The 24,797-nt window shown below is 61.2% G+C and carries 24 protein-coding genes; 20 read left to right on the top strand and 4 right to left on the bottom strand.

Going from position 1 to position 24,797, the window contains the following annotated elements; translation table 11 throughout:
- Positions 1-6 precede the first annotated feature (6 nt).
- Entirely contained in the window at positions 7-522 is a 516-nt protein-coding gene (locus tag AAEO60_RS00205; protein WP_341671624.1) for a hypothetical protein, read from the top strand.
- Positions 523-530: 8 nt separating this feature from the next.
- Here AAEO60_RS00205 and AAEO60_RS00210 read toward each other — a convergent pair whose 3' ends face one another.
- On the bottom strand, positions 531-911 hold the full coding sequence (locus AAEO60_RS00210) for an excalibur calcium-binding domain-containing protein (RefSeq protein ID WP_341671625.1): 381 nt from the start codon (positions 909-911) through the stop codon (positions 531-533).
- 67 nt (positions 912-978) lie between these two features.
- Between AAEO60_RS00210 and AAEO60_RS00215 the strand changes: the two genes are divergently transcribed.
- The 11 genes from AAEO60_RS00215 to AAEO60_RS00265 all read left to right on the top strand — a co-directional run bounded on the left by AAEO60_RS00215 (position 979) and on the right by AAEO60_RS00265 (position 12,358).
- Positions 979-1,569, top strand: coding sequence for a tyrosine-type recombinase/integrase (locus tag AAEO60_RS00215; protein WP_341671626.1), 591 nt, complete (start codon positions 979-981; stop codon positions 1,567-1,569).
- Positions 1,570-1,643: 74 nt separating this feature from the next.
- A complete protein-coding gene (locus AAEO60_RS00220) occupies positions 1,644-2,294 on the top strand; it encodes a hypothetical protein (protein WP_341671627.1) in 651 nt (216 codons plus the stop codon).
- A gap of 97 nt (positions 2,295-2,391) precedes the next feature.
- Positions 2,392-2,559 carry a helix-turn-helix domain-containing protein gene (locus tag AAEO60_RS00225; protein ID WP_341671628.1) on the top strand — a complete coding sequence of 56 codons (168 nt, stop codon included), beginning with the start codon at positions 2,392-2,394 and terminating at the stop codon, positions 2,557-2,559.
- 12 nt (positions 2,560-2,571) lie between these two features.
- Positions 2,572-3,045, top strand: a complete 474-nt coding sequence (locus AAEO60_RS00230) for a helix-turn-helix domain-containing protein (RefSeq protein ID WP_341671629.1) — start codon at positions 2,572-2,574, stop codon at positions 3,043-3,045.
- 69 nt (positions 3,046-3,114) lie between these two features.
- Entirely contained in the window at positions 3,115-4,143 is a 1,029-nt protein-coding gene (locus tag AAEO60_RS00235) for a site-specific integrase (protein WP_341671630.1), read from the top strand.
- 57 nt (positions 4,144-4,200) lie between these two features.
- Positions 4,201-5,784 carry a type I restriction-modification system subunit M gene (locus tag AAEO60_RS00240; RefSeq protein WP_341671631.1) on the top strand — a complete coding sequence of 528 codons (1,584 nt, stop codon included), beginning with the start codon at positions 4,201-4,203 and terminating at the stop codon, positions 5,782-5,784.
- Positions 5,781-6,710 carry an endonuclease NucS domain-containing protein gene (locus tag AAEO60_RS00245; protein WP_341671632.1) on the top strand — a complete coding sequence of 310 codons (930 nt, stop codon included), beginning with the start codon at positions 5,781-5,783 and terminating at the stop codon, positions 6,708-6,710. Before AAEO60_RS00240 ends, AAEO60_RS00245 begins: the two co-directional genes overlap by 4 nt.
- A complete protein-coding gene (locus AAEO60_RS00250; protein WP_341671633.1) occupies positions 6,707-7,963 on the top strand; it encodes a restriction endonuclease subunit S in 1,257 nt (418 codons plus the stop codon). Before AAEO60_RS00245 ends, AAEO60_RS00250 begins: the two co-directional genes overlap by 4 nt.
- Positions 7,964-7,971: 8 nt before the next feature.
- Positions 7,972-8,952, top strand: a complete 981-nt coding sequence (locus AAEO60_RS00255) for a hypothetical protein (RefSeq protein WP_341671634.1) — start codon at positions 7,972-7,974, stop codon at positions 8,950-8,952.
- Positions 8,949-11,825: a type I restriction endonuclease subunit R gene (locus tag AAEO60_RS00260; protein ID WP_341671635.1), complete on the top strand. Its 2,877-nt coding sequence runs from the start codon at positions 8,949-8,951 to the stop codon at positions 11,823-11,825. Before AAEO60_RS00255 ends, AAEO60_RS00260 begins: the two co-directional genes overlap by 4 nt.
- Positions 11,826-11,887: 62 nt before the next feature.
- On the top strand, positions 11,888-12,358 hold the full coding sequence (locus AAEO60_RS00265; RefSeq protein ID WP_341671636.1) for a hypothetical protein: 471 nt from the start codon (positions 11,888-11,890) through the stop codon (positions 12,356-12,358).
- Between the two features lie 329 nt (positions 12,359-12,687).
- Here AAEO60_RS00265 and AAEO60_RS00270 read toward each other — a convergent pair whose 3' ends face one another.
- Complete coding sequence (locus AAEO60_RS00270) at positions 12,688-13,026, bottom strand: c-type cytochrome (RefSeq protein ID WP_341671637.1); 339 nt, start codon at positions 13,024-13,026, stop codon at positions 12,688-12,690.
- Positions 13,023-14,576 carry an FAD-binding oxidoreductase gene (locus AAEO60_RS00275; protein ID WP_341671638.1) on the bottom strand — a complete coding sequence of 518 codons (1,554 nt, stop codon included), beginning with the start codon at positions 14,574-14,576 and terminating at the stop codon, positions 13,023-13,025. Before AAEO60_RS00275 ends, AAEO60_RS00270 begins: the two co-directional genes overlap by 4 nt.
- A gap of 200 nt (positions 14,577-14,776) precedes the next feature.
- Here AAEO60_RS00275 and AAEO60_RS00280 point away from each other — a divergent pair, with 200 nt between their 5' ends.
- The 6 genes from AAEO60_RS00280 to AAEO60_RS00305 are packed head-to-tail and all read left to right on the top strand — an operon-like array spanning position 14,777 to position 19,832.
- Positions 14,777-16,240 (top strand): carotenoid oxygenase family protein, encoded by a 1,464-nt coding sequence (locus AAEO60_RS00280; RefSeq protein WP_341671639.1) that lies wholly within the window; start codon positions 14,777-14,779, stop codon positions 16,238-16,240.
- Complete coding sequence (locus tag AAEO60_RS00285; RefSeq protein WP_341671640.1) at positions 16,237-17,781, top strand: FAD-binding oxidoreductase; 1,545 nt, start codon at positions 16,237-16,239, stop codon at positions 17,779-17,781. The genes AAEO60_RS00280 and AAEO60_RS00285 overlap by 4 nt, the downstream gene beginning before the upstream one ends.
- Positions 17,778-18,113, top strand: coding sequence for a c-type cytochrome (locus AAEO60_RS00290; RefSeq protein WP_341671641.1), 336 nt, complete (start codon positions 17,778-17,780; stop codon positions 18,111-18,113). Before AAEO60_RS00285 ends, AAEO60_RS00290 begins: the two co-directional genes overlap by 4 nt.
- Positions 18,110-18,496 (top strand): hypothetical protein, encoded by a 387-nt coding sequence (locus AAEO60_RS00295; protein WP_341671642.1) that lies wholly within the window; start codon positions 18,110-18,112, stop codon positions 18,494-18,496. Before AAEO60_RS00290 ends, AAEO60_RS00295 begins: the two co-directional genes overlap by 4 nt.
- Positions 18,493-18,717 (top strand): hypothetical protein, encoded by a 225-nt coding sequence (locus AAEO60_RS00300; RefSeq protein ID WP_341671643.1) that lies wholly within the window; start codon positions 18,493-18,495, stop codon positions 18,715-18,717. The genes AAEO60_RS00295 and AAEO60_RS00300 overlap by 4 nt, the downstream gene beginning before the upstream one ends.
- A gap of 47 nt (positions 18,718-18,764) precedes the next feature.
- On the top strand, positions 18,765-19,832 hold the full coding sequence (locus tag AAEO60_RS00305; RefSeq protein WP_341671644.1) for an alpha/beta hydrolase: 1,068 nt from the start codon (positions 18,765-18,767) through the stop codon (positions 19,830-19,832).
- Here AAEO60_RS00305 and AAEO60_RS00310 read toward each other — a convergent pair whose 3' ends face one another.
- Positions 19,833-20,774: an SMP-30/gluconolactonase/LRE family protein gene (locus tag AAEO60_RS00310; RefSeq protein WP_341671645.1), complete on the bottom strand. Its 942-nt coding sequence runs from the start codon at positions 20,772-20,774 to the stop codon at positions 19,833-19,835. It abuts the gene before it with no gap.
- 93 nt (positions 20,775-20,867) lie between these two features.
- Here AAEO60_RS00310 and AAEO60_RS00315 point away from each other — a divergent pair, with 93 nt between their 5' ends.
- Both AAEO60_RS00315 and AAEO60_RS00320 read left to right on the top strand, forming a co-directional pair.
- Entirely contained in the window at positions 20,868-23,000 is a 2,133-nt protein-coding gene (locus tag AAEO60_RS00315) for a PQQ-dependent dehydrogenase, methanol/ethanol family (RefSeq protein WP_341671646.1), read from the top strand.
- A 20-nt stretch (positions 23,001-23,020) separates the two neighbouring features.
- Complete coding sequence (locus AAEO60_RS00320) at positions 23,021-24,784, top strand: DUF8021 domain-containing protein (protein WP_341671647.1); 1,764 nt, start codon at positions 23,021-23,023, stop codon at positions 24,782-24,784.
- The last annotated feature ends 13 nt before the right edge of the window (positions 24,785-24,797 follow it).

Here is a 24,797-nt window from a genome sequence, read left to right on the forward strand (position 1 = left end):
GAAGCGATGGATGAGCTTGATCGCGCTTTGGCCCAGCTAAACCAAGCAGTGCAGGATCGATTTGCCCAACGAGCGCCGGATGAACGCGAACCTGATCGCGGTACCGCTCTTTTGGTTGAAACGCTCGCGCTCGAAGCCGAAGAAAAACCAAACAGCGACAAGCAATCGTCTGAGCCCAACTCAGAGCCAGGCTTTATGCCGCCGAAGGTGGACGAGGACGCTAGAAATGAGGGGCGCCAGGAGCCCAGTGATCTTGGCGACTACGTGATTGCAGCGGCCGAAGAGCGCAGCGGGCAAGTTGCTGAGGAAAGCGTTGATAGCGTCGAATTGACCGAGGGGCCTGTCGAGCAAAACACAACACTTGAAAAAGAGTCCACCGAACACGATGAAGGGCATGTGCCTACAGAAGCCTCCGATACGGAAGCCCCGGAAATAGCCGATCCGACATCAACCGCCTTGATGGCCAAGCCTTCGGCCTTCCGCAGGCTAATTCACAAGATGTTTGGCTGGGCAGGCCTATAGCCGCTTAGCTACTGCCCACGGTACGGCTCGCAGGCCACCCCATCGTTGTCGGCATCCAGGGCGTCACGGTATCCGGGCTCGCCACGGTAAATTGGAGCGGCACCTGCCGCCCGCGCATCATCGCAATACCGGTAGTAAACGTCGGTCGACATTAGTTGCTGTGGCGCGGCCTGAGCGACATCCTCCGTGGGCTCGTCGCTAGCGCTGAGCAAGTAGCCGCCAGATCCACCAACGACCGCTGCGCCGAGCAACATGGCAGCCATTCTGCCATGGCCACCACTCCTTGATCGATGCGCCACCATTGGCTGCCCTCCTTGATACTGGCCAATGTAACCACGTTGCCAGCATAAAGTTAGGCCTTGGTGAGCGCCGCGAGCAACAAATGACATTGTTATACTTTTGTACTTTGTTTGGAATAACTTGGATCATTGTCTAGGATCACAAGCCGTAGGTGAATTGTTGCGCGCTATTGATGGCTATTCCGGCCAGCCTCTTGCGCAGCTGGCTTTGCAACTGACAGCTCATGTCTTTGTTGGTCCCGGCGAGCTTCGTCGCGCGGAATGGCATGAGTTCGATCTCGACAAGGCCATATGGACGATCCCAGCCGAGAAGATGAAAATGTGCGACCCGCCCGTTGTGCCGCTTTCGAAGCAATCGCTTGCGCTGTTGGAATCGTCCAAAGCTATCAGCGCAGGCCAACGCTATGTCTTCTCGTCGCTCTATCCGGGCAAGCGGCCAATGTCGGAGAATACGATCAACGCGGCGCTTCGGCGGCTGGGCTACAGCGGCAAGGAAATGACTGCCCACGACTTTCGCGCAATGGCCAGCACCTTGCTCAACGAGAGCGGAAAGCGGTCGCCGGATGCCATTGAGCGCGCGCTGGCACACAAGAACAGCAACGCAGTTCGCGGCACCTATAACCGAGGCGCACACTGGCTGGAGCGGGTAGAAATGGCGCAATGGTGGAGCGACTATCATGATGTGCTTCGTGAAGTTGGCGAAGTCCTATCCTTCCCGACCGGCAACCTAGCAGACTCGACAAGCTGACCATCCTGAACAATCATGGCTAGGTGGATGAGCTAGAGCGAACACAGGCCAGTCTCCGACTAGAGCACTTGCACGTGAAATTCGCACGTGAGGTGGAGGCAGCTCACCAAGCGCAGCGCGCTGAACACTCCGCGAGAGGCATCCTTCAATCAAGTATGACTGTTATGGCTGCGATCCAACTTACCGAGGATCACGCCAACCGTTATCTTGATCAGGCTATCGCCTTGGTGAGCGAGGTGAAGCAAGATCAGGAATCCTTCGAACTTGTCGTCAAGCATATGACGGCGACATTCCGCACGCTGGAGGCGCATGTTCGCAAGGCAACAACACTCGCGTTTGGAGGAGGTGATCGAGCGCCGAATTTTCAAAAGGCCGCTGATGACCGCTTCGCTGAAGTCCGTGACCACGTAATGGGACGATTGCAGATAGAACGCTTCAATTTTCTCAGGTCCGGCGGCGAAGACGCAAGAGGAGGCAATGCAATCGAATCAGTGACTTCAAATCGCAATCCTGGAGGAAAGCCGTTAGCCGACCACTGGGACGCCATGTGGGCTGCAATCGCAGTTCAACTTTGGTCGGGTGATCTTGATCCAAAGAAGCAAGCCGACATCAAAAAGGCTATGTTTGAATGGCTTAATGACGCAGGGGTTGAGGCTGGCGATACGGCAGTAACAAAGCGTGCTCGTGCCCTCTGGATCGCCATTCAAGACTCCGAACGGAGTTAGCGAACCTTTCCGAACCTTATCGCGCGATCCAACTTGAGGATTCGCCGATGCTTGTTCGCATCCGCTGGCACGCGCCAGCTCATTACGGAGCGCGAACATGGAAGCACTGCTTGTCTCTATCAACGAAGCAGCCAAGGCACTGAACCTAGGTCGCACGTCGATCTATGCCCTGATCAACGAGGGCAAGCTCGAAACACGCAAGATGGGCCGCCGCCGCCTGGTGACGACCGCGTCGATCAAGCGGCTGGCCGACGGGCTGGACTAGGGCGACTAGGAAATGGGCCGGGTCAACCCTCGTCTCGCCAAACTGCATCGGTCGTATGACGTCGCAGAGCTGGCGCAGCTGCTCGGAGTGCACAAGCATACCGTGCGTGGCTGGTTGAGGGCCGGTTTGCCCGTGGTTGATGGCACTCGCCCCGTCCTGATCCATGGTGACGAGTTCCAGACATGGTGGGCCAAACGGACCAAGGCAAAGAAGTGCCCGCTGAAACCGGGCCAGCTCTATTGCGTGAAGTGTCGCGAGGGGAAGCGGCCTGCGCTCGAAACGGTCGAGTATGTTCCGCTGAACGTCACGACTGGCAACCTCAAGGCCATGTGTGAGACCTGCGACAGCATGATGCATCGCCGTGTCCGGCGAACGGCAATCACGGCGGTCATGCCCAAAATCGATGTCCAGATCACGCAAGCCCGTCCGAGCATAGGAGTGCGGACAATGCCTTCCCTAAACACTGACAAACTTGCGGAGGACTAGGCCATGGCAAAGCACAACGCGGCAAACACCCGGATCAAGCGCGAATATTTCGACTACTTGAAGGAGGCGATGCGGCGCGACGAAGCGTCGATCGATCAGGTTGCGAAGGCTCTTTCCCGCTTCGAGGACGTGACCGGCCACAAGGACTTCAAAAAGTTCCACCGCGAACAGGCGAAGGCGTTCAAGCGCAAGCTGGACCTCGAAGTGAACGTGCGCACTGGCAAACCGCTGGCGCGGGCGACCGTCCACTCGACGCTCTCTGCTCTGCGCGCGTTCTTCATCTGGCTCGCTGGACAGCCGGGCTACAAGTCGAAGATTTCCTACTCCGATGCCGACTACTTCAACTTGTCCGAGAAGGACGTCCGTATCGCCAAGGCCAGCCGCCAGAAGCCGGTTCCCACGCTGGAACAGGTGCACCACGTGATCGCGTCGATGTTCGCCACGACCGACATCGAAAGGCGCAACCGAGCCCTGATCGCCTTTACCATCTTGTCTGGCGCGCGAGACGGGGCGCTTGCCTCGTTCAAGCTCAAGCATGTGAATCTGTCCGAGGGCCTCGTCGACCAGGACGCACGCGACGTGAACACGAAGGCGAGCAAGAGCTTCCCGACCTGGTTCTTTCCCGTAGGCGGTGAGGCGATGGGGATCGTTAGCGAGTGGTGTGCACATTTGCGTGACGTGCTTCTCTGGAGCGACAACGATCCGCTCTTCCCCAAGACGCAGATGGGACTTGGCCAAAGCGGGGGTTTCCAGGCCATCGGACTTTCGCGCGAGCATTGGAGCGGCGCGGGGCCGATCCGCAAGGTCTTCCGCGAAGCTTTCGAAGCGGCTGGCCTCCCGTACTTCAACCCGCACAGCTTCCGCGATGCACTGGTGCAACTTGGCGAGCGCGAATGCCGAACTCCGGAGGAGTTCAAGGCCTGGTCGCAGAACCTCGGCCATGAGCGCGTGCTTACCACGCTGACTAGCTATGGAGCGGTGCCTTCCCAGCGCCAAGCCGAACTGATCCGCCAGATCGGCCAGCCGGTCGCAGCCGACCCCCTCCTCGATCCGGACGTGCGGGCGCTGATCGAATGTATTCAGAACAAGCGCGTGTAACTCTGGCATTGCCAAGCCAGCCAGCCGCGATAGGTATGCGGCAGGGAGTTCAATACATTGACCGAAGAACAAAAAAAGAAGCTCGAGCAGCGGCTCTGGGGCATTGCCAACACATTGCGCGGCAAGATGGATGCGGACGAGTTCCGCGATTACATCTTGGGCTTCATCTTCTACAAATATCTTTCCGAAAAGATGCATCGCTATGCCAATCGCATCCTTGAGGAAGACGGGATTGAGTACCTCGACGTCGCCGAAGGCACCGAAGAAGGCGACGAAATCCTCGAAGCGGTTCGAGAGGAATCCACTGAGCAGCTGGGCTATTTCCTCAAGCCATCTGAGTTGTTCAGCGAAATTGCCCGACGGGGCAATGCCAAAGGTGGCGAAGGTTCCAGCAGGTTCATTCTCGACGATCTCCAGCGGATTCTGGCCAGTATCGAGCAATCGACGATGGGCACCGAGAGCGAAGACGATTTCGACAAGCTTTTCGAAGACCTCGACCTGACCAGCACCAAATTGGGGCGCACGGCAGACGCCAAGAACGAACTGATCGCCAAGGTCCTGACGCACCTCGACGACATCGATTTCGAGCTGGAAAAAGTCGACAGCGACGTGCTGGGCGATGCCTACGAATACCTGATCGGCCAGTTTGCCAGTGGAGCAGGCAAAAAGGCTGGTGAGTTCTACACCCCTAAGGAAGTCTCCACGATCCTTGCCCGCATTGTGACGACCGGCAAGACGCGTCTCAAGTCGATCTATGACCCAACCTGCGGTTCAGGTTCGCTCTTGTTGCGGGTTGCGCGCGAGGTCGAGCAGGTGGGGCACTATTACGGCCAGGAGATGAACCGGACGACTTACAACCTCGCCCGGATGAACATGCTCCTTCATGACATACACTATTCACGGTTCGACTTGCGGCAGGAGAACACACTCACGCACCCGCAATTCGAGCTTGATATGCGCTTCGAGGCTGTGGTGGCCAATCCGCCCTTCAGTGCGCAATGGAATGCCAACGACAACATGCTCGCTGATGATCGGTTCAGCCAGTACGGGCGGCTGGCACCAGCTTCAAAGGCTGACTTCGCCTTTGTCCAGCATATGCTTCACCACTTGGATGAGAATGGCACAATGGCGGTGATCCTACCGCATGGTGTGCTGTTCCGTGGTGGAGCCGAAGGGCACATTCGCCGCTATTTGATCGAAGAGAAGAACTGGCTGGACGCGGTCATCGGCCTGCCTGCCAATATCTTCTACGGGACCAGTATCCCGACTTGCATTCTTGTGTTTAAGAAATGCCGCGAGCATGCCGAAGATGTATTGTTCGTGGATGCCAGCGGGGAGGATTATTTCGAGAAGCGCAAGAACCAGAACTTCCTGCGCGATGAAGACATCGACCGGATCGTGCTCACCTATCGCGAACGCGATGTTAACGACAAATTCAGCCATCGCGCCAAGGTGGCCGAGATCGAAGAGAATGACTTCAATCTCAATATCCCGCGCTATGTCGACACCTTCGAGGAAGAAGAGCCGGTCGATCTTAATGCAGTCGTTGCCGAGCTGCGGCAAATCGACAAGGACATGGTCGACATCGACGCGAAGATTTTGAGCTTCTGCAAGGAACTAGGCATCGAGGCACCAATATGAGCAGGTGCTACTACCGCGTCCGACTTGGCGAAGCCGCAGCGTTCGCCGAGCAATGCAGAGCGGGCGGATTCATCGGGGTCCACTGGGGGTTTGACGAAGATCTTAGTGGCCAATTCGGCAACAGCTGGCGCGATTTCAATGCGCGCTTTCGTCCAGTCTATCTGGAGAGGCATCCTGGCAAGTCACCAGTCGCAGCGGGATTGGCCTGCGGGATGCTGTGGACCCTTGGCGAGGGTATGAACATCGGCGACATCGTGCTCAGTCCTGCTTCCGATGGCCAATTCATGATCGGAAAGGTGACGAGCGACTACTACTGCGCATCAGGTGAAATTCTTCCCCAACGCCGCAGAGTTGACTGGTTCGATATTCGCGCCGCTCGATCCGAAATGTCGACCGAGTTTCTCCGATCGACAAATGGACCGGGCACCATTGTTGTTGTTGCAGACTACGCCGATGAAATCGAACGGCTGATTGGCCACGATGCGCCGCCAGCCGTGATCGCGACGAGCGATGTGATCGAGGACCCCAGCACCTTCGCGTTAGAGAAGCATCTGGAGGATTTCCTCGTCACCAATTGGGCGCAGACCGAGTTGGGGCGCGAATACAACATCTTCAGTGATGAGGGTGAGCTGGTCGGGCAGCAGTATCCCAGTGATACCGGCCCGATCGATGTCTTGGCGATCTCGAAGGATCGCAAGACCTTGCTGGTGGTGGAGCTTAAACGCGGGCGGGCAAGCGATGTCGTCGTCGGCCAGGTGCAGCGGTATATGGGCTACGTCGCGGGCGAGCTGGCGGAAGAGGGGCAGAACGTGCGGGGCGTGATTATCGCTATGGAGGACGATCTGCGCCTGCAAAGGGCGCTGTCGGTGACGCAGAATATCGACTTCTATCGCTATCAGGTCAGTTTCCGGCTGGTGCAGGCATGAGTGACGTGTTTGATGAGCCCAAAGTGCCGAAGCTACGTTTTCCTGAGTTCGATGGGGACTGGGTCCGGGTGCCACTAAATATGGCACTGCGTGAAAAAAAGTCTCGAAATCGAGACGGACGCTTTAGTAAGTCTGACGTATTGTCGGTCTCGGGTGAGGTAGGCGTTGTAAATCAAATCGCGCATATGGGACGAAGTTACGCAGGCGTTTCAGTATCTGACTATCACATCGTGGAAAATGGCGACGTCGTTTACACAAAGAGCCCGCTGAAGAATAATCCGTTTGGAATAATCAAGACTAACCATGGCCCCCCGGGGATCGTATCAACACTGTATGCGGTTTACGAGGTGCGTGAAGAACACGACCCGGGATTTTGGGGGCGCTTTTTCGAACTTGATGATCGCACCAATCATTACCTGATGCCTCTTGTCCACAAGGGTGCAAAAAATGACATGAAAATCAACAATGCGCGCGTGTTGATTGATCCGGTTGTACATCCTCAGCTATCCGAGCAGCAAAAAATTGCATCCTTCTTTAATGATTTAGATGCACGCACTCATTTCTTGGGACGCAGACTAGATGCCTTGATGAATTACAAGGGATGCCTGATTCAACGCATCTTTTCGCGAGAGCTGCGTTTTACACGGGACGATGGCACATCTTTCCCTCGCTGGGAGGAAAAGCAGATAGGTGATATGGGAATCAGCTTTGGCGGATTGACAGGCAAGTCCGCCGACGACTTTGGTGACGGGCTACCCTTTGTTACCTATCGCCAGGTCTTTGGGGCATCTTCCATCAAACTTGAGGAATGTGAGTTCGTCAGGATCGATAAGCATGAGCGGCAAAATCAGCTTAGATATGGCGATATTCTGCTTACGACTTCATCTGAGACACCGGCTGAGGTGGGTTTTGCGTCGGTCGTTCTCGACCACCCAGATCAACTCTTCCTGAATAGCTTTTGTTTCGTCTTGCGCCCGCATTCGGTCGACGATCTAAATCCTAATTTTGCGCGATACTTATTTAGGTCGCCGGGGTACCGGCAACTGGTTTATCCGCTCGCCCAAGGCAGCACTCGTTACAACCTATCTAAGTCAAGTTTCCTCAAACTTAGGCTTTCGATCCCTCACCCGGACGAACAACGAAAAATCGCCGACTTACTTCTTGCCCTAGACGATAAGATCGACGGGGTGACCAAGCAGATCGGTGCTATGCAAAGTTTCAAGAAGGGTCTGCTTCAGCAGATGTTCGTTTAGAAAGTCAGATGACTTGGACGATCCCTCTTCGCCATAAGGCTTTCCCAGCGCCGTACAGCTCCCTGCTTCCGTCCACTTTTGTGGTCGATGAACTTGATCTTCTGTGGGCGGCACTCACGGTGGGGCGGCCAAACCGACAAACGGTTTATGCCCATGGGCAATACTCGATTGATGAAGCGATGTTCCGGCAGGCGATGGTGCGTGCAAACCTTCGACTGGATTGGCCCGGCTCCTACTTGATGCACTCGCCATCCTTCGCGGCGCTCGACCCAACGGAAAAGGGTTGGGTCAATTTCAGCCTCGGGATGATCTTCGCCAAGATCTTTGCGGCCAAGTTCCTCGGCGTGCCGTGGCTCATTCACTTCAAATGGTATGCCCAGAACTCCCCCGTTTGGATGCCCTCGGGCGGTTCGACGCCCGACTTTGTTGGACCGAACCCTAGCACAGGTGAGTATCACGTGATCGAAGCAAAAGGTCGGGTGGGCGGCTTTTCCACTAAGGTGATCGAGGTTGCCAAGAATCAGGCGCGCCAACCGATCCGCATCGCTGGCGTCTCTCCTACAACACGCATCGGCACGTTGCTCTTTCGATTTGGAAAGACCAAACTTGCCCTGGCTTGCGAGGACCCTGATGAGGACGAACGGCCCGCTATCGAGCTGAAAGAAACGCTTCAGACGTGGCAGCAGTATTATCGGCTGGCTTGGGAACTGCATAACCTCGATGAGAATGAACGTTCTGCGTTCAAGACCTTGACCGGCATTTCGCTGAAGATCGTAAGGCCGATGGCTGATCATATTCAAAGATTGATGTCCGCCGACCCCAAGCAAGATTGGCAGTTGATTGTGAAAGAGATCAAACGCTGGGCGGCCTCGGATGGCACATTCATCATGAGGAAGATGACCGGCGAATCGCCGGATCGTCGTATCTTCGCCGACGGACTTGAGTTGACGTACACACCACTTGCACGCAAAATTGGTGATCAGAGTTGACCCAATCCGAAGCTCAGCTTGAAGAGAGCCTGGTCCAGCGTCTGACCGGATTGGGCTACGCGCGCGTCTCGATCTCCAGCAGTGACGAGCTCATCGCCAACCTCAAACGACAACTCGAGAAGCACAATCAGGTCAAGCTGAGCGAGGCCGAGTTCGAGCGGGTGCTCAACCATCTCGACAAAGGCAATGTGTTCGATCGCGCCAAGACCTTGCGCGATCGGTTCGCATTGAAGCGGGACGACGACAGCACCGTCTGGCTGCAATTCCTCAACATGGAGGAATGGTGCCGGAACGAATACCAGGTGACCCACCAGATCAGCCAGGAAGGCACCTACAAGAACCGCTATGATGTCACGCTGCTCATCAATGGCCTGCCGCTCGTTCAGATCGAGTTGAAGCGGCGCGGGCTGGAGATGAAGGAGGCTTTCAACCAGATAAACCGCTATCAACGGCACAGCTTCTGGAGCGAGCGCGGACTGTTCAATTTTGTGCAGGTCTTCGTGATCTCGAATGGCGTGAACACCAAATACTACGCCAACCAGCGCAAGCAGAGCTTCAAGCAGACGTTCTTTTGGGCGAAGCGTGACAACACGCCGATTACCAATTTGGACGAGTTCGCCGATGCCTTCCTGGAGAAGTGTCACGTCTCCAAGATGATCTGTCGCTACACGGTCTTGCAGGAAACCGATCGGGTTCTGATGATTCTGCGCCCGTATCAGTATTACGCGGTCGAGGCGATCGTCGAGCAGGTGAAGACCAGCCGGAAGAACGGCTATATCTGGCACACGACCGGGTCAGGCAAAACGCTCACGAGCTTCAAGGCAGCGCAAATCCTCACGCACTTTCCTAAGGTGGACAAGGTTGTGTTTGTGGTCGACCGCGCCGACCTCGATTACCAGACGACGCGCGAGTTCAACCACTTCAAGGAAGGCAGCGTCGACGGGACGAATAACACGGCGGAGTTGGTCAAGCAGTTTGGTGACAATGGCACCAAGCTGATCGTCACGACGATCCAGAAGCTCAACAATGCGATCGGCAAGGATCGGTATGATGCCACCATGCAGGCCGTCAAAGATGGCCGGGTGATCTTTATCTTTGATGAGTGCCATCGCTCGCAATTCGGGGAAACGCACAAGCGGATCACCGAGTATTTCACCAAGGCGCAGATGTTTGGCTTTACCGGCACGCCGATCTTTGCGGACAATGCGGCCAAGAATGCCCTCGGCAAACGAACGACCAAAGACCTGTTTGGCGAGCAGCTGCACCAGTACGTCATCACCGATGCGATCCGCGATCAGAACGTGCTCAAGTTCAGTGTCGAATACTGGGGCAAGCTGAAGAAGAAGGACGGCAGCCTCATCGACGAAGAGGTCGCCGGTATCGATACCAAGGAATTTTTCGAAAGCGAGGACCGGACCGATCTGGTTGTTCGCTGGGTCATCGACCAGCACAAGCGTAAGACTCACGGCAAGGACTTCAGCGCCATCATGGCGGTGAGTAGCGTCGATGCGCTGATCCAGTACTACAAGCAGTTTCGGAAGCATCGAGCAGCTGGTGCGCACGATCTGCGTATCGCGACGATCTTTTCATATGGCGTGAACGAAGACGATCAGGACGCCGATGGTCTGATTGGTGAGCCTGATTTCGACCTGGGCAAGGATGTGCCTGAAAACCGGCACAGCCGCGAGATGCTCGATGAGTTCATTGCCGATTACAACAAGCTGTATGGAACGGCCTTCAGCACCAAGCAGCAAGGCGGCTTCTATAACTACTACAAGGACATCGGGAGGCGCATAAAGGCACGGGACAAGGAAGGCTTTCGGGACAAAGATCGGGTCGACATTCTCCTGGTCGTGAACATGTTCCTGACTGGCTTTGACGCCAAGAAGGTCAATACACTCTACGTCGATAAAAACCTGCGCTTCCATGGCTTGATCCAAGCTTACTCGCGCACCAATCGCATCCTCAATGAGGTGAAGAGCCAGGGCAACATCGTCTGCTTCAGGAACCTCAAGAAGAAGACCGATGAAGCGATCGCGCTGTTCTCTGACAAGAACGCAAGCGAGACAATCCTGATCGATCCCTACGAGGACTATGTGGCGGCATTCAATGAAGGCGTGAAGGCCCTGATGGGGATTGCGCCAACCGTTGACTCGATCGACGCCTTGATTTCGGAAGACGACCAACTGCTGTTCATCAAGGCATTCCGCAATCTCATGCGAACATTGAATGTGCTCAAGACGTTCTCAGAATTTGCCTGGTCCGACTTGTGGATGAACGAGCAGGCATTCGAGGACTACAAGAGCAAGTATCTCGATTTGTACGACAAGGTCAGGGCGGAGAAGGAGGCCGAGGATAAAGCTTCCATCCTTGAGGAGGTGGATTTCGAGCTTGAGCTGATCCGGCGTGATGAGATCAATGTTGCCTACATTCTCGCACTGCTTACTCAGATTAAGGAGGCGGAGCAGTCAGAGAGCGCGGAGGCTCGAGAGTCGGCGGCGAGCCGCAAGCAGACAGTTCTCGACCTCCTAGGGTCCGAAGCGCAGCTTCGCAGCAAGCGGGAGCTGATCGAGAAGTTCATTGCGGATTACCTTCCCGCTGTTCCTAGGCCAGAAGAAGTGGAAGCTGGCTTTGAGGCATTTTGGACTGAACAGCGAGAGCAGGAGCTAGCGGGATTCTGTGCGCAGGAAGGCTTGAAGCGGGAAGCCGTGGAAGAGATGATCAAGCAGTATCACTTCACTCAACGCGCGCCTTTGCGTGAAAGGGTGGTCGCGGCTCTAGTGACAAAGCCCAAAATTCTTGAGCGAAAAGGTATCGTAGAGCGGGTCACCAGGCGGCTGCTGGAGCTGATCGAGACATTTGATGACAACTAGTCTAGCGATGCAAGCTATCTGAGATGTTGGCTTGCATAGTCAGCGGAGCCGAGGAGGGGCTAGTGACGAATAAGCGTGCGCTATTCGAGGTCTTCATGGATCGAATGACTGTATCACAAGAGGCTGGCATGCCGTTTGAAGCGGCATGGTATGCTTACGCGATATTGGAAGACCGGCTGGTTTCTTTGCTGAGGAACTCCGGAGGAGAGAACGACCACAAAGGAAAACCCATCAGGATGATGGGCAACAAGATTAAGGAGCTGCGAGACCGAACTTCTAACGATCAATTGCTCGCCGCATACTTTCCCGAACATGACGTTGAAGACAAGAAGCAGACGGCGTTGTGGAAATGGAAGGAAGATCGAGACGAGCTGATGCATGGTATGGCCAGCGGTGAATTGACGCTGGAGCAGATCGACGGCTTGGTGCAACGTGTTGCGACTGAGGGGGCGAGCTTAGCTCGTGACTATGCAAACGCTGCCACGCTACTCAAGAAGCACCGAAGTAAAGTGCCGATTCCGCCGAAAGGCTAGTTTCCTGCTCAAGCCTTGTGGGGGCCATTTTGGGGGCCACCTAACAACAGAAGCTATATTATCCAATATTTAACAGATGGTTATAGTCTAAAAGCGAGTCCTCTTCTGGCACCATTTTTCTTGTATTGCATGCATCTATACTCACTGCTGTTTGCAGAGTCCGCGGCGCGAGCAACAGGCATGGAGAGCAATCTTCATGTTTCGTTGTGGCGCGATCGGCTGTTTCCACCACTTCTTTCCGAACGGCATTAGACGGCCTTTCAGTCCATCCGAAGACAAGCTGACAGCGAGAATGCTCGATGAGCATGCAGCAAGACGTCCGCAGCCCGTCAGTTCCGGTCTTCGAGCCACCGGGCCAGTTCGGCCAGCTCCGCGTCGGTCAGCTCGGTGGGCGTGAACTGCGGCATGGCACCGATCCCGCGGCGCACTACCAGTTCGGTATAGGCAGGTGGCAGGCTGGTGCGGTTGAGCAGTTCGGCTTCTCCCTCGGGCGCGCGCGGTTCGAGCCGCCGCGTGCCCCAGCCGCCGGGGCCGTGGCAATAGGCGCAGCGCTGCTCGTAAAAGGCGGCGGGGTCGAAGGCGGCCTTTTCCTGCGCCACCGAGCCGAGCGGCAGCAGCATGGCCGCACCGATCGCAGCGGCGGGCAGGGCCAGCAGACGGCGCGTCATTCTCCGTCCTCCCAGGTGCCGATGCCCTGCTTACCGGGCGCGAGGATGCCATTGGGATCGAGCGCGGCCTTGATCCGGTTGTTGAGCGCAGGGAGGGCGTGGTCGTTCCAGCGATGCATCCGCGCGGCGTCCTCCATGAAGCGGATGTGCGTGCGGTAGAGGCCGACGCCGATGTCGGCCATATCCTCGCACAGCTGCCTGAACAGCGCCCGGCACCGCGCGGTGTCCCCGGCATCGGTGCGAGTGTAGAACATGTCCGCGACAAAGATCAGCGCGCGGCTGGATATGCCGAACATGCCGATCCACGGGTCCTTGCCATATTCGATGAAGCGGCGTTCGATGATTGCGTAGACCTGCTCCGCCCGTTCGCCGATGGGCACCACCACCGGGCCGAAGTCGCTATGGCCGCCGGGGTTGCCGCCCCAGTCGACCACGCCGAGCGGGGCCAGGCTGACATCCTGCCGCATCCAAGCCTGTTGCGGCTCGCCCTTGCGCCAGCGGCGCACCTCCATGGTCGCTTCGGGCAGGCTGGCAGCGAAGGCTTCGCGGATTTTCGACAGCTTGAGGTCGAGCCCCTCGGGGCTGTCGAACAGGTTGAAGGTGAGGCTCCACCAGCCTTGCCCGCGTTCGGCCAGCAGCTCTTCCATCCGCTCGCGCGGCACCGCGCCTTCGCCGGTGTAGACCTGCGACCGCGTGCGGCCGCCGGTCATCTGCCGCCAGCCATTGGCAATGGTGTAGGGCGCATTGATCACCCCGGTCATGCGCAAGGGGCGCAGTGTGTCGATCAGCGCGGCATAGTCCTCGCGAAGGGGGATCGACATGCTCACCCCGGCCATGCCTTCCGGCTCCGGCATCATGTGCAGGCCCATCTTGGTGACGATGGCGAAGTTCGACTGGGTGAACATGCCGTCCAGACCCGGGCCGAACGGCCACTTGAAGGCCTGCCATTCGCGGGTGCCTTCGAGTGCGCCGAAGCCCGTGCGCACCAGCGTACCGTCGGCCAGCATCACCTCCAGGCCGCAGATCTGCTCCACGTGTTCGCCGTAGGGGGTGTAGCCGACTCCGTGCTCCAGCGCGTTGCCGATCACGCTGCCCCAACTGTGCGAGGGGCCGGACATCCACAGGCCGGAGCCGCGCCGGTCCAGTTCGGCCTTGAAGTCGAAGAAGCTGACGCCGGGTTCGACGAGGGCGGTTCCGAGTTCCTCGTCCACCTCCAGCACCCGGTTCATCCGCTTGAGGTCGAGCACCACCGTTCCGCGCATGGCCGGGGCGGCTGTGCCATAGGCAAGATTCTTGCCCATCGAGACCGGCCAGAGCGGGATGCGGTAGCGGTTGGCCACCGCCAGCAAGGCGCGCAGGTCATCCACCCCGGCAGGGGCAAGCGCGGCGGAGGTGGCGTGGGCGTCCTGCTCGCCAATGTCGAAGGGGTCGAGGTAGCTGGCGCGGTCGTTGTCCGAAGCGAAGACGTATTCGGCGCCGATAGCCGCGCGAAACTCGTCAAGCGCGCGGGCGAAGGTCGCCGCGTCGATGCCAGGGGGAAGGACGCTCATTCGCGAGCCCCGAGCCGGTTGGCCGAACCTGTGCGCAATTTCATTTCCCGTCCTGTCCCGTCTCACCCTCTCATGTCACGTAATCGATTGGATCGTAAGGCTGCAAGCGTTTGCAAAATTGTTGACAATCGCTCGCCTGCTTGTGATCTGCAATGCAATTCAAACGGGAAGGGATGGCCCCGCGGGGCCCACAACAACGAATGACCTTATCCTACGAAGGCTATCCTTCGCTCCAGGGCGATTTCGAGCCCGCACGTTTCAACAGCCAGATCCACGATTGCGAAATTGTCGGCGAGCTGCCGCCCGATCTCGACGGCACATTCTACCGCGTGGGCGGGGAGTGGTTCTATCCGCCCAAGTATCGCGACGATTCCCCTTTCGCGGCGGACGGCATCGCCACCATGTTCCGCATCGCCAATGGTTCGTGCGACTTCGCTTCGCGCTTCGTCGAAACGCCGCGCTACCTTGCGAACAAGGCGGCGCGGCAGCAGCTGTTCGGCTATTACCGCAACCCCTTTACCCACGAAGGCGAGCAGCAGGGCCAGTACGGCCGGGCCGATACCCAGTCGAACACGAATATCATCGTCTTCGCGGGCAAGTTGCTGGCGCTGAAGGAGGACGCTCCGCCGATGGAGCTGGACCCCGACACGCTGGAAACGCGCGGGTTTTTCGATTTCGACGGCGCCTACACGGCGCCTACCTTTACCGCGCACCCCAAGGTTGACGGGCGGACGGGCGAGATGATCGCCTACGGCTACGAAGCCGAAGGCCTCGCGAGCAATGCCATCTGGCTCTATACCATTGCCGCTGACGGAACGGTGACCTCCGAACGCAAGTTCGCCGCGCCCTTCCTGTCGATGGTGCACGATATCGCCATTTCGCAGAACTACGTGCTGATCCCGGTTTACGGCATGGTCTCGAGCATGGAACGCTTGCAGGAGGGCAAGGTCCACTGGGGCTGGGACCGTTCGAAGCCGAGCCATATCGGCGTCCTGTCGCGTCATGGCAGCTCGAACGCGGTGCGCTGGTTCACCGGCCCGGCCATGGCCATGGTGCACACATTCTCCGCCACTGACCGCGACGGGGTGATCACGCTGGATGCGGCGGTGAGCGACGGCAATCCCTTCCCCTTCTTCCCCGATGTGGAGGATGCGCCGTTCGACGGGGCCGCCGCGCGCACCACAATCCGCCGCTACGTGATCGACATGAATTCCGCCGATGACGGCTGGACCGAGGAGAAGCGCTTCCAGGACAAGGCGGGCGCGCTCAGCCGGATCGACGACCGCTTCCTGGGGCACGACTTCCGCTATGGCCTGCTGGGCTATGCCGACGAGTACCTGCCCTTCGCCGGGGATGCGGGCGGGCGCAGGCCAGTCAACAGCCTTGGCAAGTTCGACCTTGCCGGGGGCACGGTGGAGTCCATGTTTGCAGGTCCCGAATATGGCCTCGCCGAAGTGGCCTTCGCCCCGCGCAGCCCTGACGCTGCCGAGGCCGATGGCTGGGTCATGGCGCTGGCGACCAATTACGAGACCATGAAGAGCGAGCTGGTGATCGGCGACACGCGCGATCTGGCCGCTGGCCCCGTGGCCAAGGTCCGCTTGCCCTTCAAGGCACCGGGACAAGTGCACGGCAACTGGGTGCCGCGCTGGATGATGCCCTCGTGATCGTACTCGACGCCGGCAGGCTCGATGCCGCGCTGAACCGCTTCGCCGCGATTGTCGGCGAGGAGCACGTATGGCGCGGCGACGACGCGGCCCATGCCTACAAGGACGCCATGGCACCGCGCGAACCCTTGTCCTACGCGCCGCGCGGGGCCGTAGCCCCGGCCAGCGTCGAGGAGGTGCAGGCCGTGGTCCGCGTGGCGGGCGAGCTGGGCGTGCCGCTGTGGCCGGTCAGCCGCGGCAAGAACTTCGGCTATGGCGGCGCGGCACCGCGCACCGGCGAAGTGGTCATGCTCGACCTCATCCGCATGAACCGCATTCTCGAGGTCAATGTGGACATGGGCTACGTGGTGGTGGAGCCGGGCGTCGGCTTCGACGATCTCTACCACTACCTGGTCGACAACGACATTCCGCTGTGGATGTCCGCCCCGGCGCACACATGGGGCAGCGTCATGGGCAATGCGCTGGAACGCGGCGTGGGCTACACGCCCTACGGCGAGCACGCCTCCAAGGTCTGCGGGCTGGAGATCATCACCGGCACCGGCGAACTGCTGCGCACCGGCATGGGCGCGTTGGAGGGATCGCAGACCTGGCAGGCCTTCCCCTATGGCTTCGGCCCGTCGTGGGATGCGGCCTTCATGCAATCCAATTTCGGGATCGCCACCAAGATGGGCCTGTGGCTGATGCCGGAGCCCGAACATACCATCAATCTCGCCATGTCGATGGAGCGGATCGAGGACTTGCTGCCCGCCGTCGATGCCCTGCGGCCGCTCAAGCTGGACGGGACGGTGCAGGCCAATCCCAGCTTCGGCAACATCATCCGTTCGCTCGCCGTGCGCGGCCCGCGTTCCACCTTCTATTCCGGCACTGGTGCCATGCCGCCCGAAGCGCTGGAGAGAGCGCGCCAGCAGGCGGGCACGGGGCACTGGAACTTCAGCGTGCGGCTGTTCGGCGACAAGCAGGTCAACCTGATCAATGCCGAGAAGGTCAAGGCTGCCTTCGCCGCCGCCGTGCCCTACGAATTCGAAGCGAGCGAGTGGAACCGGGGGGAGGAACTGCGCGGTTCGGGTCACCCGACCCCGTCGCTCGGCGCGCTGGGCGTGGTGGACTGGCTGGGCGGACCCGGCGGGCACCTGACCTTCTCGCCGGTCTCGGTGTTCTCGGGCGAGGAGGCATGGCGGCAATACACCACTGTGCGCGCCATGTACGAGGACGCGGGGTTCGACTACTATGGTGGCTTCACCGCCGGGCAGAGATATCTCAACCATATCAGCATGATCGTGTTCAATCGCGACGACGAGGAAATGACCGGCCGCGCCAACCGCCTGTTCTCCAACCTGATCGAGACGGCCGCGCGCAACGGCTGGGGCGAATACCGCACCCACACGCTGTTCTACGACGAAGTGGCGCGGAGCTATGACTACAACAACGGTGCATTGCGGCGCTGGAACGAGGCGGTGAAGGACGCGGTCGATCCGCACGGCATCATCGCTCCGGGCAAGATGGGTATCTGGCCACGCGCCTACCGGGAGGCCGGGGAATGATGCGCGCAGTGACGGTAATGGCAGCGGCATTGGCCTTCGGCGGGACCGCCGTCCTTGCCGCTGCACCGGCAGAAGAAGCGGCAACCGATGGCCGTGCGCTCTACGACCAGCGCTGCGGCGGCTGCCACCTCGAAGGCGGGTTCGGCACGCGCGTGCTGTCTCGCCGCGTCCCCGAAGGGCAGGCCCTGCTGGAAGAGCGCGAGGTGCTGCCGGCGGCCTTTGTCACCCTGGTCGTGCGACGCGGGCTTGGCTCGATGCCGCAAATACGCGAAGCTGAACTGAGCGATGCGGACCTTGCCGCCATCGCCGCCTATCTGGAGACCGGGCAATGATCGCGATCACCCGCAGGACGACCCTCAAGGGCACGCTCGCGCTTGCCGCCACCAGCCTTGCGCCGTCGGTGCTGCACGCGCGGGAGGCGCGTCCGGGCCTGTTCCTGTTCGACGCCCGCTTTGCCGCCTCGCGCCAGCTTGCAGAGCAGTGGCGCGCGCAGGGTGTGCCGGTACTCGACTCGCGCGAGCATGATCTTGGCCTTGCCTGGCGCGAGCGGATACCGCAGGCGCTCGCCGCCAATCCGCGCATCGAAGGGGTGACCCTGTGGTCCGACCGCTTCATCTGCGAGACTTTCGGACGCGACCATTCCCTGGCCATGACCGTCGCCGACAGCGCGCTGCCGGGCGCCGATCCCGCGCTGCGGCAATGGGTGCTGGCATGAGGGTCTCGCGGCGTGGACTGCTGGCCGGGGCAACGGGCTGTGCGGCGCTGGCTGCCGTCCCCGTGCGCGCTGCTCCTCCAGGCGCGCCTTCCGCGCGACTGGTGGCCGGAGTGGGCGAAGTCTGGGGCATGACCTACTGGGCGCGCGATGCCGTGCCGGCGCTCACGCGCTCAACCCGCCGCAAGCAGCGGCAACCCGACTGGCGCGGACCTTTCGCCTGACAGCTATATCGCTGGCAACATCGACACGTGGGGAGGGATTGATGGACATGGACAGGAGGCAGGCGCTGGCCTTGGGCGGTGCCGGAGTAATCGCGACTTTGCTTGGCCCTTCGCTGGCGGTCATGGCGCACGAGCATCCGCCCGCCACCACCGCTTCGGGCATCGATCCGATTGCCTTCCTCGATCCCGAGCTGCGGCCCATGGCGCAGGCCATGTTCTCGCCGGAAGGCACCAATTTCACCGTCGAGAGTCTTGCCGCCATTCGCGCGGGCTCCGCTGCCAATGCCCAGCCACCTTCGCCGGACGTGCCGGTGGAGGAACTGCGCATCCCTGGCCTGCCGGGCCAGCCCGAGGTCGTGGCATTCCTCGTCAATGGCGGGCAGCCTGGCGCGCGGCCCGGGATTGTCCACACGCACGGCGGCGGACATATCCTTGGCGCGGCGCGCAACGAGCTGGCGGACCTGCAGCAACTGGCGACCGAGCTCGACTGCATGGTGCTGACGATCGACTACCGGCTGGCCCCGGAGACGCGCTACACCGGATCGGTGGCAGACAATTACGCCGCGCTGAAGTGGTTCCACGGCGCCGCCGCGAACATCGGCCTCGATCCGCAGCGCATCGCCGTCATGGGCGAAAGCGCGGGCGGCACCCATGCGGCGCTGCTGGCCATCGAAGCGCGCGATCGCGGCGAGGTGCCGGTGTGCTTCCAGTGCCTGGTCTATCCCATGCTGGATGATCGCACCGGTTCGACCGTGCCCGTACCGGACCATATCGGCCGCATCCTGTGGGACGCGCGCTCCAACCGCTTCGGCTGGACGCAGTTCCTCGGTGTCGATGCCGGAAGCGCGGCGGTGCCCGCAGCGGGCGTGCCTGCCCGCACGGAGTCGCTGGCCGGCCTGCCGCCCGCGTGGATCGGCACCGGCGGCGCGGACCTCTTCATGGCGGAAGACATGGCCTATGCGCAGCGGCTTACCGAAGCAGGCGGCGCGGCAGAACTGCTGCTCGCCCCGCGCGCCTTCCATGCCTTCGACAAGCTGGTGCCGCAGGCGCAAGTTTCGCAGCGTTTCACCGCCGCCAAGGTGGATGCGCTGCGGCGCGCCTTCGCGGCAGGCTAGTCAGTCTGCCGGAGGGATCGGCGCAGATCGCACCACGAAGGGGCCGGGGTCCTCCCCGGCGTCAGGGCCGAACATGAAGCGCAACTTGCCTTCGGGGTACCAGGCGTGGTCGCCCACCATGGTCACCGAGCTGGCATAGTCGATCCCCTCGGCAATCACCTCGACCTGCACCGGCTGGCCTTCGGCGAAGGTGAGCACGGTGATGGTTCCGGCATTGCCTTCCGATTGCAGCATGCGGGTGTCGTCGAGCGGACGGAGGCCGTCAGGGCCGGACAGCGGGGCGGAGGTTTCCAGCACCTCGGCACGCGCGAAGCTGCCGTCGGCATTGCGGTGGACCCGCAGCAGCGTGTTGCGCTGGATGGCATTGGCGTAGAGCTCACCGCCGGGGCCGAAGCTGATGCCGTCGAGGCTGGCGAATTCGGGGTCCGTGGCCCAGTGTTCGAACTGCCTGCCGCCGTTCCGCAGCACCAATATCCGCCCGCCCGTTGTCTCGCTGGCATAGACGTCGCCGTTCGGCGCCACGGTCATGTCGTTGCACATGGCGGGGCCTTCCACTGCCAACGGATAGCTGGTGGCAAGGTCGCCGGTGTAAAGCGAGAAGGACTTGATCGCCGTCTCGCCTTCGCCGCCCATGGCGTTGGAGCAGACCCAGAGCAGCCCGCGCGGCTGGTCCACCAGCACGCCGAACACGGTCTGCAGGCCGTTCGTTTCGTCGGGGACGATCCACGGCACCGCTACCGGGTCACCGGCGAAGGCGCGGAACACCGTGCCGGGATTGCTGCCGATGTAGAGCGTGCCGCGCGCGTCACTGGTGATGCTCTCGGGATGCAGGCGCTCGCCCTGCATCAGGATTTCGGCGGGCGCGTCTGTGGATTCGGGCAGCGTAGCGCATGCCGTCATTGCCAGCGTCATGCCAAGAACCGACCAGACATTGCCCATCATTCGCTCTCCCCGCACAAACCTGTTGTCGCGCGCGGCAAAGCCTTGCACAAAGGTGTCGGGCAAAGTCAACGATTTGCCCGAGGGGAGAGGAAAATGCGGGTGAGGCAGCTGGGCATTCTCGGCGGGGCGCTGGCGCTGGCTGCTTGTGCTGCGGCGACCACGGGCAGCGCGCCGGTCGTGGCGAGTGGCCCTGCCGCTGTCGACGGCGAGCGAATGCGCGCCATTGCCGCCCCCGGCAACGCGGCCAACTGGATGAGCCACGGCCTCGGCTGGGACGAGCAGCGTTACAGCCCGCTCGACCAGATCAACGAGAGCAACGTCTCGCGCCTCGGCCTCGCCTGGTTCGACGACCTCGAGACCATGCGCGGCGTACAGGCGACGCCGCTGGTGGTCGACGGGGTGCTCTACAACGAGAGCGTCTACAACGTCGTCACCGCCTACGATGCCGCGACCGGCGAGGAGCTGTGGACCTTTGACCCCGAGGTCGGTGCCGAATGGGCGCGGCTGGCCTGCTGCGGCCCTTCTTCGCGCGGCATCGCTGCGTGGGACGGCAAGATCTACATCGGCGCGCTCGACGGGCGCTTGATCGCGGTCGATGCGGCGACGGGCGAGGAGGTCTGGACCACCCAGACTTTCGAGGCCGGCCCGCCGCTGGGCGCCTATTCGATCACCGGCGCGCCGCGCGTCTATGACGGCAAGGTGGTGATCGGCAACGGCGGCGCCGACTACGGCGTGCGCGGTTTCGTGGTCGCCTACGATGCCGCAACCGGTGAGCAGCTGTGGAAGTTCTACACCGTGCCCGGCAACCCGGCGGACGGCCCCGATGGCGAGGCATCGGACTCTGCCATGCAGATCGCCATGCCAACATGGCAGGGCGAATGGTGGCGCTGGGGCGGTGGCGGCACCGCATGGGATGCCTTCGCCTACGATCCCGAGCTCAACCTCGTCTACATCGGCACCGGCAATGGCAGCCCGCACATGTGGTCGATCCGCAGCGAGGGGCAGGGGGACAACCTGTTCCTGTGCTCGATCGTGGCGGTCGATGCCGACAGCGGCGAATACCGCTGGCACTACCAGATGGTGCCGGAGGAGGACTGGGACTACACCTGCACCCAGCCGATGATGCTGGCCGACCTCGAGATCGGCGGGCGCGAGCGGCAGGTAATCATGCAGGCGCCCAAGAACGGGTTCTTCTACGTGATCGACCGCGCCAGCGGCGAGCTGCTGTCTGCCGAGACCTATGTCAGCCAGAACACCTGGGCGAGCCATATCGACATGGAAACGGGCCGTCCCGTCCTGCAGCGCGGCGCGCACAATGGCGAGACCCCGCACCTGATGAGCCCCTCCTGGCTCGCCGCGCACACCTGGCATCCCATGGCCTTCAATCCCGAGACGGGCCTCGTCTACCTCTCGGCGCAGGAGCAGGGTGACGTTTACGCCGCGATGGACGCCGAGGACTTCTCATTCACCTACCATCGCTCGAACTCCGGGCAGGACCGGCGCAGCGATCCCGACTTGCGGGCGCAGTTGATGGAGCGCGCCCGCGCCGAGGAGCAGGGCTACCTGCTGGCATGGGACCCGGTAACGCAGAGCGAGGCATGGCGCGTCACCTATCCGCACCCGGGATCGGGCGGCGTCCTGGCGACGGCGGGCAACCTGCTGGTGCAGGGCACGATCAAGCAGACCCTGGCGATCTATGCTGCCGACAGCGGCGCGCTGCTGTGGGAGATGCCCATCGACCAGGTCCCGGTGGCGGGCGCGATCACCTACATGGTGGATGGCGTGCAATATATCGCGATCAACGCGGGCTGGGGCGGGTCGCCGGTCTACAACCTTGCGCCCTTGCGCAACTCGACAGCGCGATTGCTGGTCTTCCGGCTCGATGCGACGGGCGTCACGCTGCCGCCCCCGCCTGAGCCCGTCGCCTTGCCGCGTCCGCCGTTCCTGATGGCGCCCGAAGCGCAGGTGTCGCGTGGGCGGGAGCTCTATGGCGAGAACTGTGCCCGCTGCCACGGTCCCGACGCCGTCGGCGGCGTGGCGGACCTGCGCTGGATGACCGCCGAAACGCGCGCCGCCTTTGCCGACATCGTGCTGCGCGGCACGCTCGCGGACCGCGGCATGATCGGCTTCGGTGACCAGCTCAGCGAAGAGGATGCCCAGGCCATCCACGCCTTCCTGATCGCCCGCGCCAACGAAGACTACGCCGATGCCAGTGCGCATCCGTAACCTGTGAGAGAGGACCGACAATGAAGGCCAAGACCGCGCTGCTCGCCACCGCCATGCTGTTTGCCACCCCCGCGCTGGCACAGGCGCCGGGCGAGCGTTCCGCCGTGCCGGACACCAGCTGCGACTATGACTGCCTGATCGGCATGGTCGAGGCGCACATGGATGCGCTGGAAGGACGCAATGCCGCCGTACTGCCGCTGTCGGGCCATGTCCTCTTCACCGAGAACAACGTATCGTTGGAGGTGGGCGAGGGCCTGTGGGCGACCGTGCGCGAGGTGGACGACAACGGCCTCGTCGTGGCGGACGAGACGACGGGGCACGCCGCGTGGTTCGGCTCGGTGCGCGAGAACGACCACGCCGCCTTCTACGCCGTGCGTATCCACGTCGAGGACGGGCTGATCGACGAGATCGAAAGCGTCGTCCACCGACGCACCGGCCTGCCCGCGCCCTTTGGCGACTGGGAGAACATGGTCCACTTCCCCGAATTCGTCGAAGTCCTGCCCGAGGAAGAGCGCCGCCCGCGCGAGCGCATGCTGGCGATTGCCGATGCCTATTTCGACACGGTCGAGCTGAACGACGGACAGGTTTTTGCGCCCTTCTCGGAGGATTGCAGCCGGTTGGAAAACGGCATCCTCACCACCGCCGTGCGCGAGGGCGAACAGCAGAGCGCCGCCGCCATCGCCTCGGGCTGCCGCGAGCAATTCGAGCTGGGTCTCTATCGCATCAACAAGCGCATCCGGCGCGAGCTGCCGCTGGTCGACGAACGGCGCGGGGTCGTCGTCGCCTCGGGCTTCTTTGACCATGCCAACGAGTTCGACCGCTACCTGCTGACCAATGGCCGCGAGATGCGCACCGCGCTGAAATGGCCCAATTCGATCACCCTGCTGGAAGCCTTCCGCATCCGCAATGCGGAGATCCAGCGGATCGAGGCGACCTTCACCTACGTCCCCTACTTCATGCACAACGCGTTCTGGGGGCCGGATGCCGACTTCCCCGTCTATGCCGCGCGCCCCGATCTCTGCGACGACGTCTGCCTGTCCGCCAACGCCCGCACGCTGGTGAACGCCATGGTCGGCAATGACTGGCAGGCGGTGAACTGGTCGGACAATCCGGTCGGCTATGCCGAGAACAGCGTGGGCATCCGCGTGGGCGAGTCCATCTGGCGCACGGTCACTGCCGTCGATGCAGACCCGCTGGTTGTGGCCGATGCCGAGACTGGCCGCGCAGTCTGGATCGGGCGGATCGAGGAACACGGCCAGCCCGCCTGGGCGGCGATCACGGTTGCCGCAGACGGCAGCGCGGTGGGCAGCGTCGATGCAACTATCCGCCGCAGCGAATACGGCCCGCCCTTTGCCATGACCGAGAGCGCCAACGACTATGCCGTGCTGCCCGCCTCGGCGCGCACCGACCGTGCGACCATGGCCGCCGCATCGGCACAGTTCTTCGCCGCGCTCGCACCCAACGGCCCCGCGCCCGAGATCTTCGGCGAGGAGTGCAGCTGGATCGTCAACGGCATGAACGTGGGCGACTGCACCAGCAGCTTCGGCAGCCCGGGCATCGAAGGTGTCGAGCAGGTGCGCGACATCCAACTGCTCGCCATGGACGAGGAACGCGGGCTCGCGGTCTATCGCCAGTTCGAGGACAAGCCCGCGAGCGACGGCAACAGCTACCCGCTCACCTACCAGGTGGTGGAGCTGCTTCACTTCGAGAATGGCCGCGTGGTGCAGATCGAGGCCTTCACCAGCGAACTGCCCTACGGCATGCAGCCGCTCGAGCAGCGGTGACCCTGCTTTCCCG

It is taken from the genome of Aurantiacibacter gilvus (assembly GCF_038289935.1).
In the GTDB taxonomy this organism is placed as follows: Bacteria; Pseudomonadota; Alphaproteobacteria; order Sphingomonadales; family Sphingomonadaceae; genus Alteraurantiacibacter; species Alteraurantiacibacter gilvus.

Excerpts from the sequence above, each read along its gene's own strand:
- AAEO60_RS00230 (WP_341671629.1), top strand. The coding sequence starts at position 2,572 with ATGGGCCGGGTCAACCCTCGTCTCGCCAAACTGCATCGGTCGTATGAC.
- AAEO60_RS00225 (WP_341671628.1), top strand. The coding sequence starts at position 2,392 with ATGGAAGCACTGCTTGTCTCTATCAACGAAGCAGCCAAGGCACTGAAC.
- AAEO60_RS00250 (WP_341671633.1), top strand. The coding sequence starts at position 6,707 with ATGAGTGACGTGTTTGATGAGCCCAAAGTGCCGAAGCTACGTTTTCCT.
- AAEO60_RS00295 (WP_341671642.1), top strand. The coding sequence starts at position 18,110 with ATGATCGCGATCACCCGCAGGACGACCCTCAAGGGCACGCTCGCGCTT.
- AAEO60_RS00290 (WP_341671641.1), top strand. The coding sequence starts at position 17,778 with ATGATGCGCGCAGTGACGGTAATGGCAGCGGCATTGGCCTTCGGCGGG.
- AAEO60_RS00255 (WP_341671634.1), top strand. The coding sequence starts at position 7,972 with ATGACTTGGACGATCCCTCTTCGCCATAAGGCTTTCCCAGCGCCGTAC.
- AAEO60_RS00280 (WP_341671639.1), top strand. The coding sequence starts at position 14,777 with ATGACCTTATCCTACGAAGGCTATCCTTCGCTCCAGGGCGATTTCGAG.
- AAEO60_RS00305 (WP_341671644.1), top strand. The coding sequence starts at position 18,765 with ATGGACAGGAGGCAGGCGCTGGCCTTGGGCGGTGCCGGAGTAATCGCG.
- AAEO60_RS00270 (WP_341671637.1), bottom strand. The coding sequence starts at position 13,026 with ATGACGCGCCGTCTGCTGGCCCTGCCCGCCGCTGCGATCGGTGCGGCC.
- AAEO60_RS00210 (WP_341671625.1), bottom strand. The coding sequence starts at position 911 with ATGTCATTTGTTGCTCGCGGCGCTCACCAAGGCCTAACTTTATGCTGG.
- AAEO60_RS00310 (WP_341671645.1), bottom strand. The coding sequence starts at position 20,774 with ATGATGGGCAATGTCTGGTCGGTTCTTGGCATGACGCTGGCAATGACG.
- AAEO60_RS00245 (WP_341671632.1), top strand. The coding sequence starts at position 5,781 with ATGAGCAGGTGCTACTACCGCGTCCGACTTGGCGAAGCCGCAGCGTTC.
- AAEO60_RS00275 (WP_341671638.1), bottom strand. The coding sequence starts at position 14,576 with ATGAGCGTCCTTCCCCCTGGCATCGACGCGGCGACCTTCGCCCGCGCG.
- AAEO60_RS00205 (WP_341671624.1), top strand. The coding sequence starts at position 7 with ATGGATGAGCTTGATCGCGCTTTGGCCCAGCTAAACCAAGCAGTGCAG.
- AAEO60_RS00320 (WP_341671647.1), top strand. The coding sequence starts at position 23,021 with ATGAAGGCCAAGACCGCGCTGCTCGCCACCGCCATGCTGTTTGCCACC.
- AAEO60_RS00315 (WP_341671646.1), top strand. The coding sequence starts at position 20,868 with ATGCGGGTGAGGCAGCTGGGCATTCTCGGCGGGGCGCTGGCGCTGGCT.
- AAEO60_RS00300 (WP_341671643.1), top strand. The coding sequence starts at position 18,493 with ATGAGGGTCTCGCGGCGTGGACTGCTGGCCGGGGCAACGGGCTGTGCG.
- AAEO60_RS00235 (WP_341671630.1), top strand. The coding sequence starts at position 3,115 with ATGCGGCGCGACGAAGCGTCGATCGATCAGGTTGCGAAGGCTCTTTCC.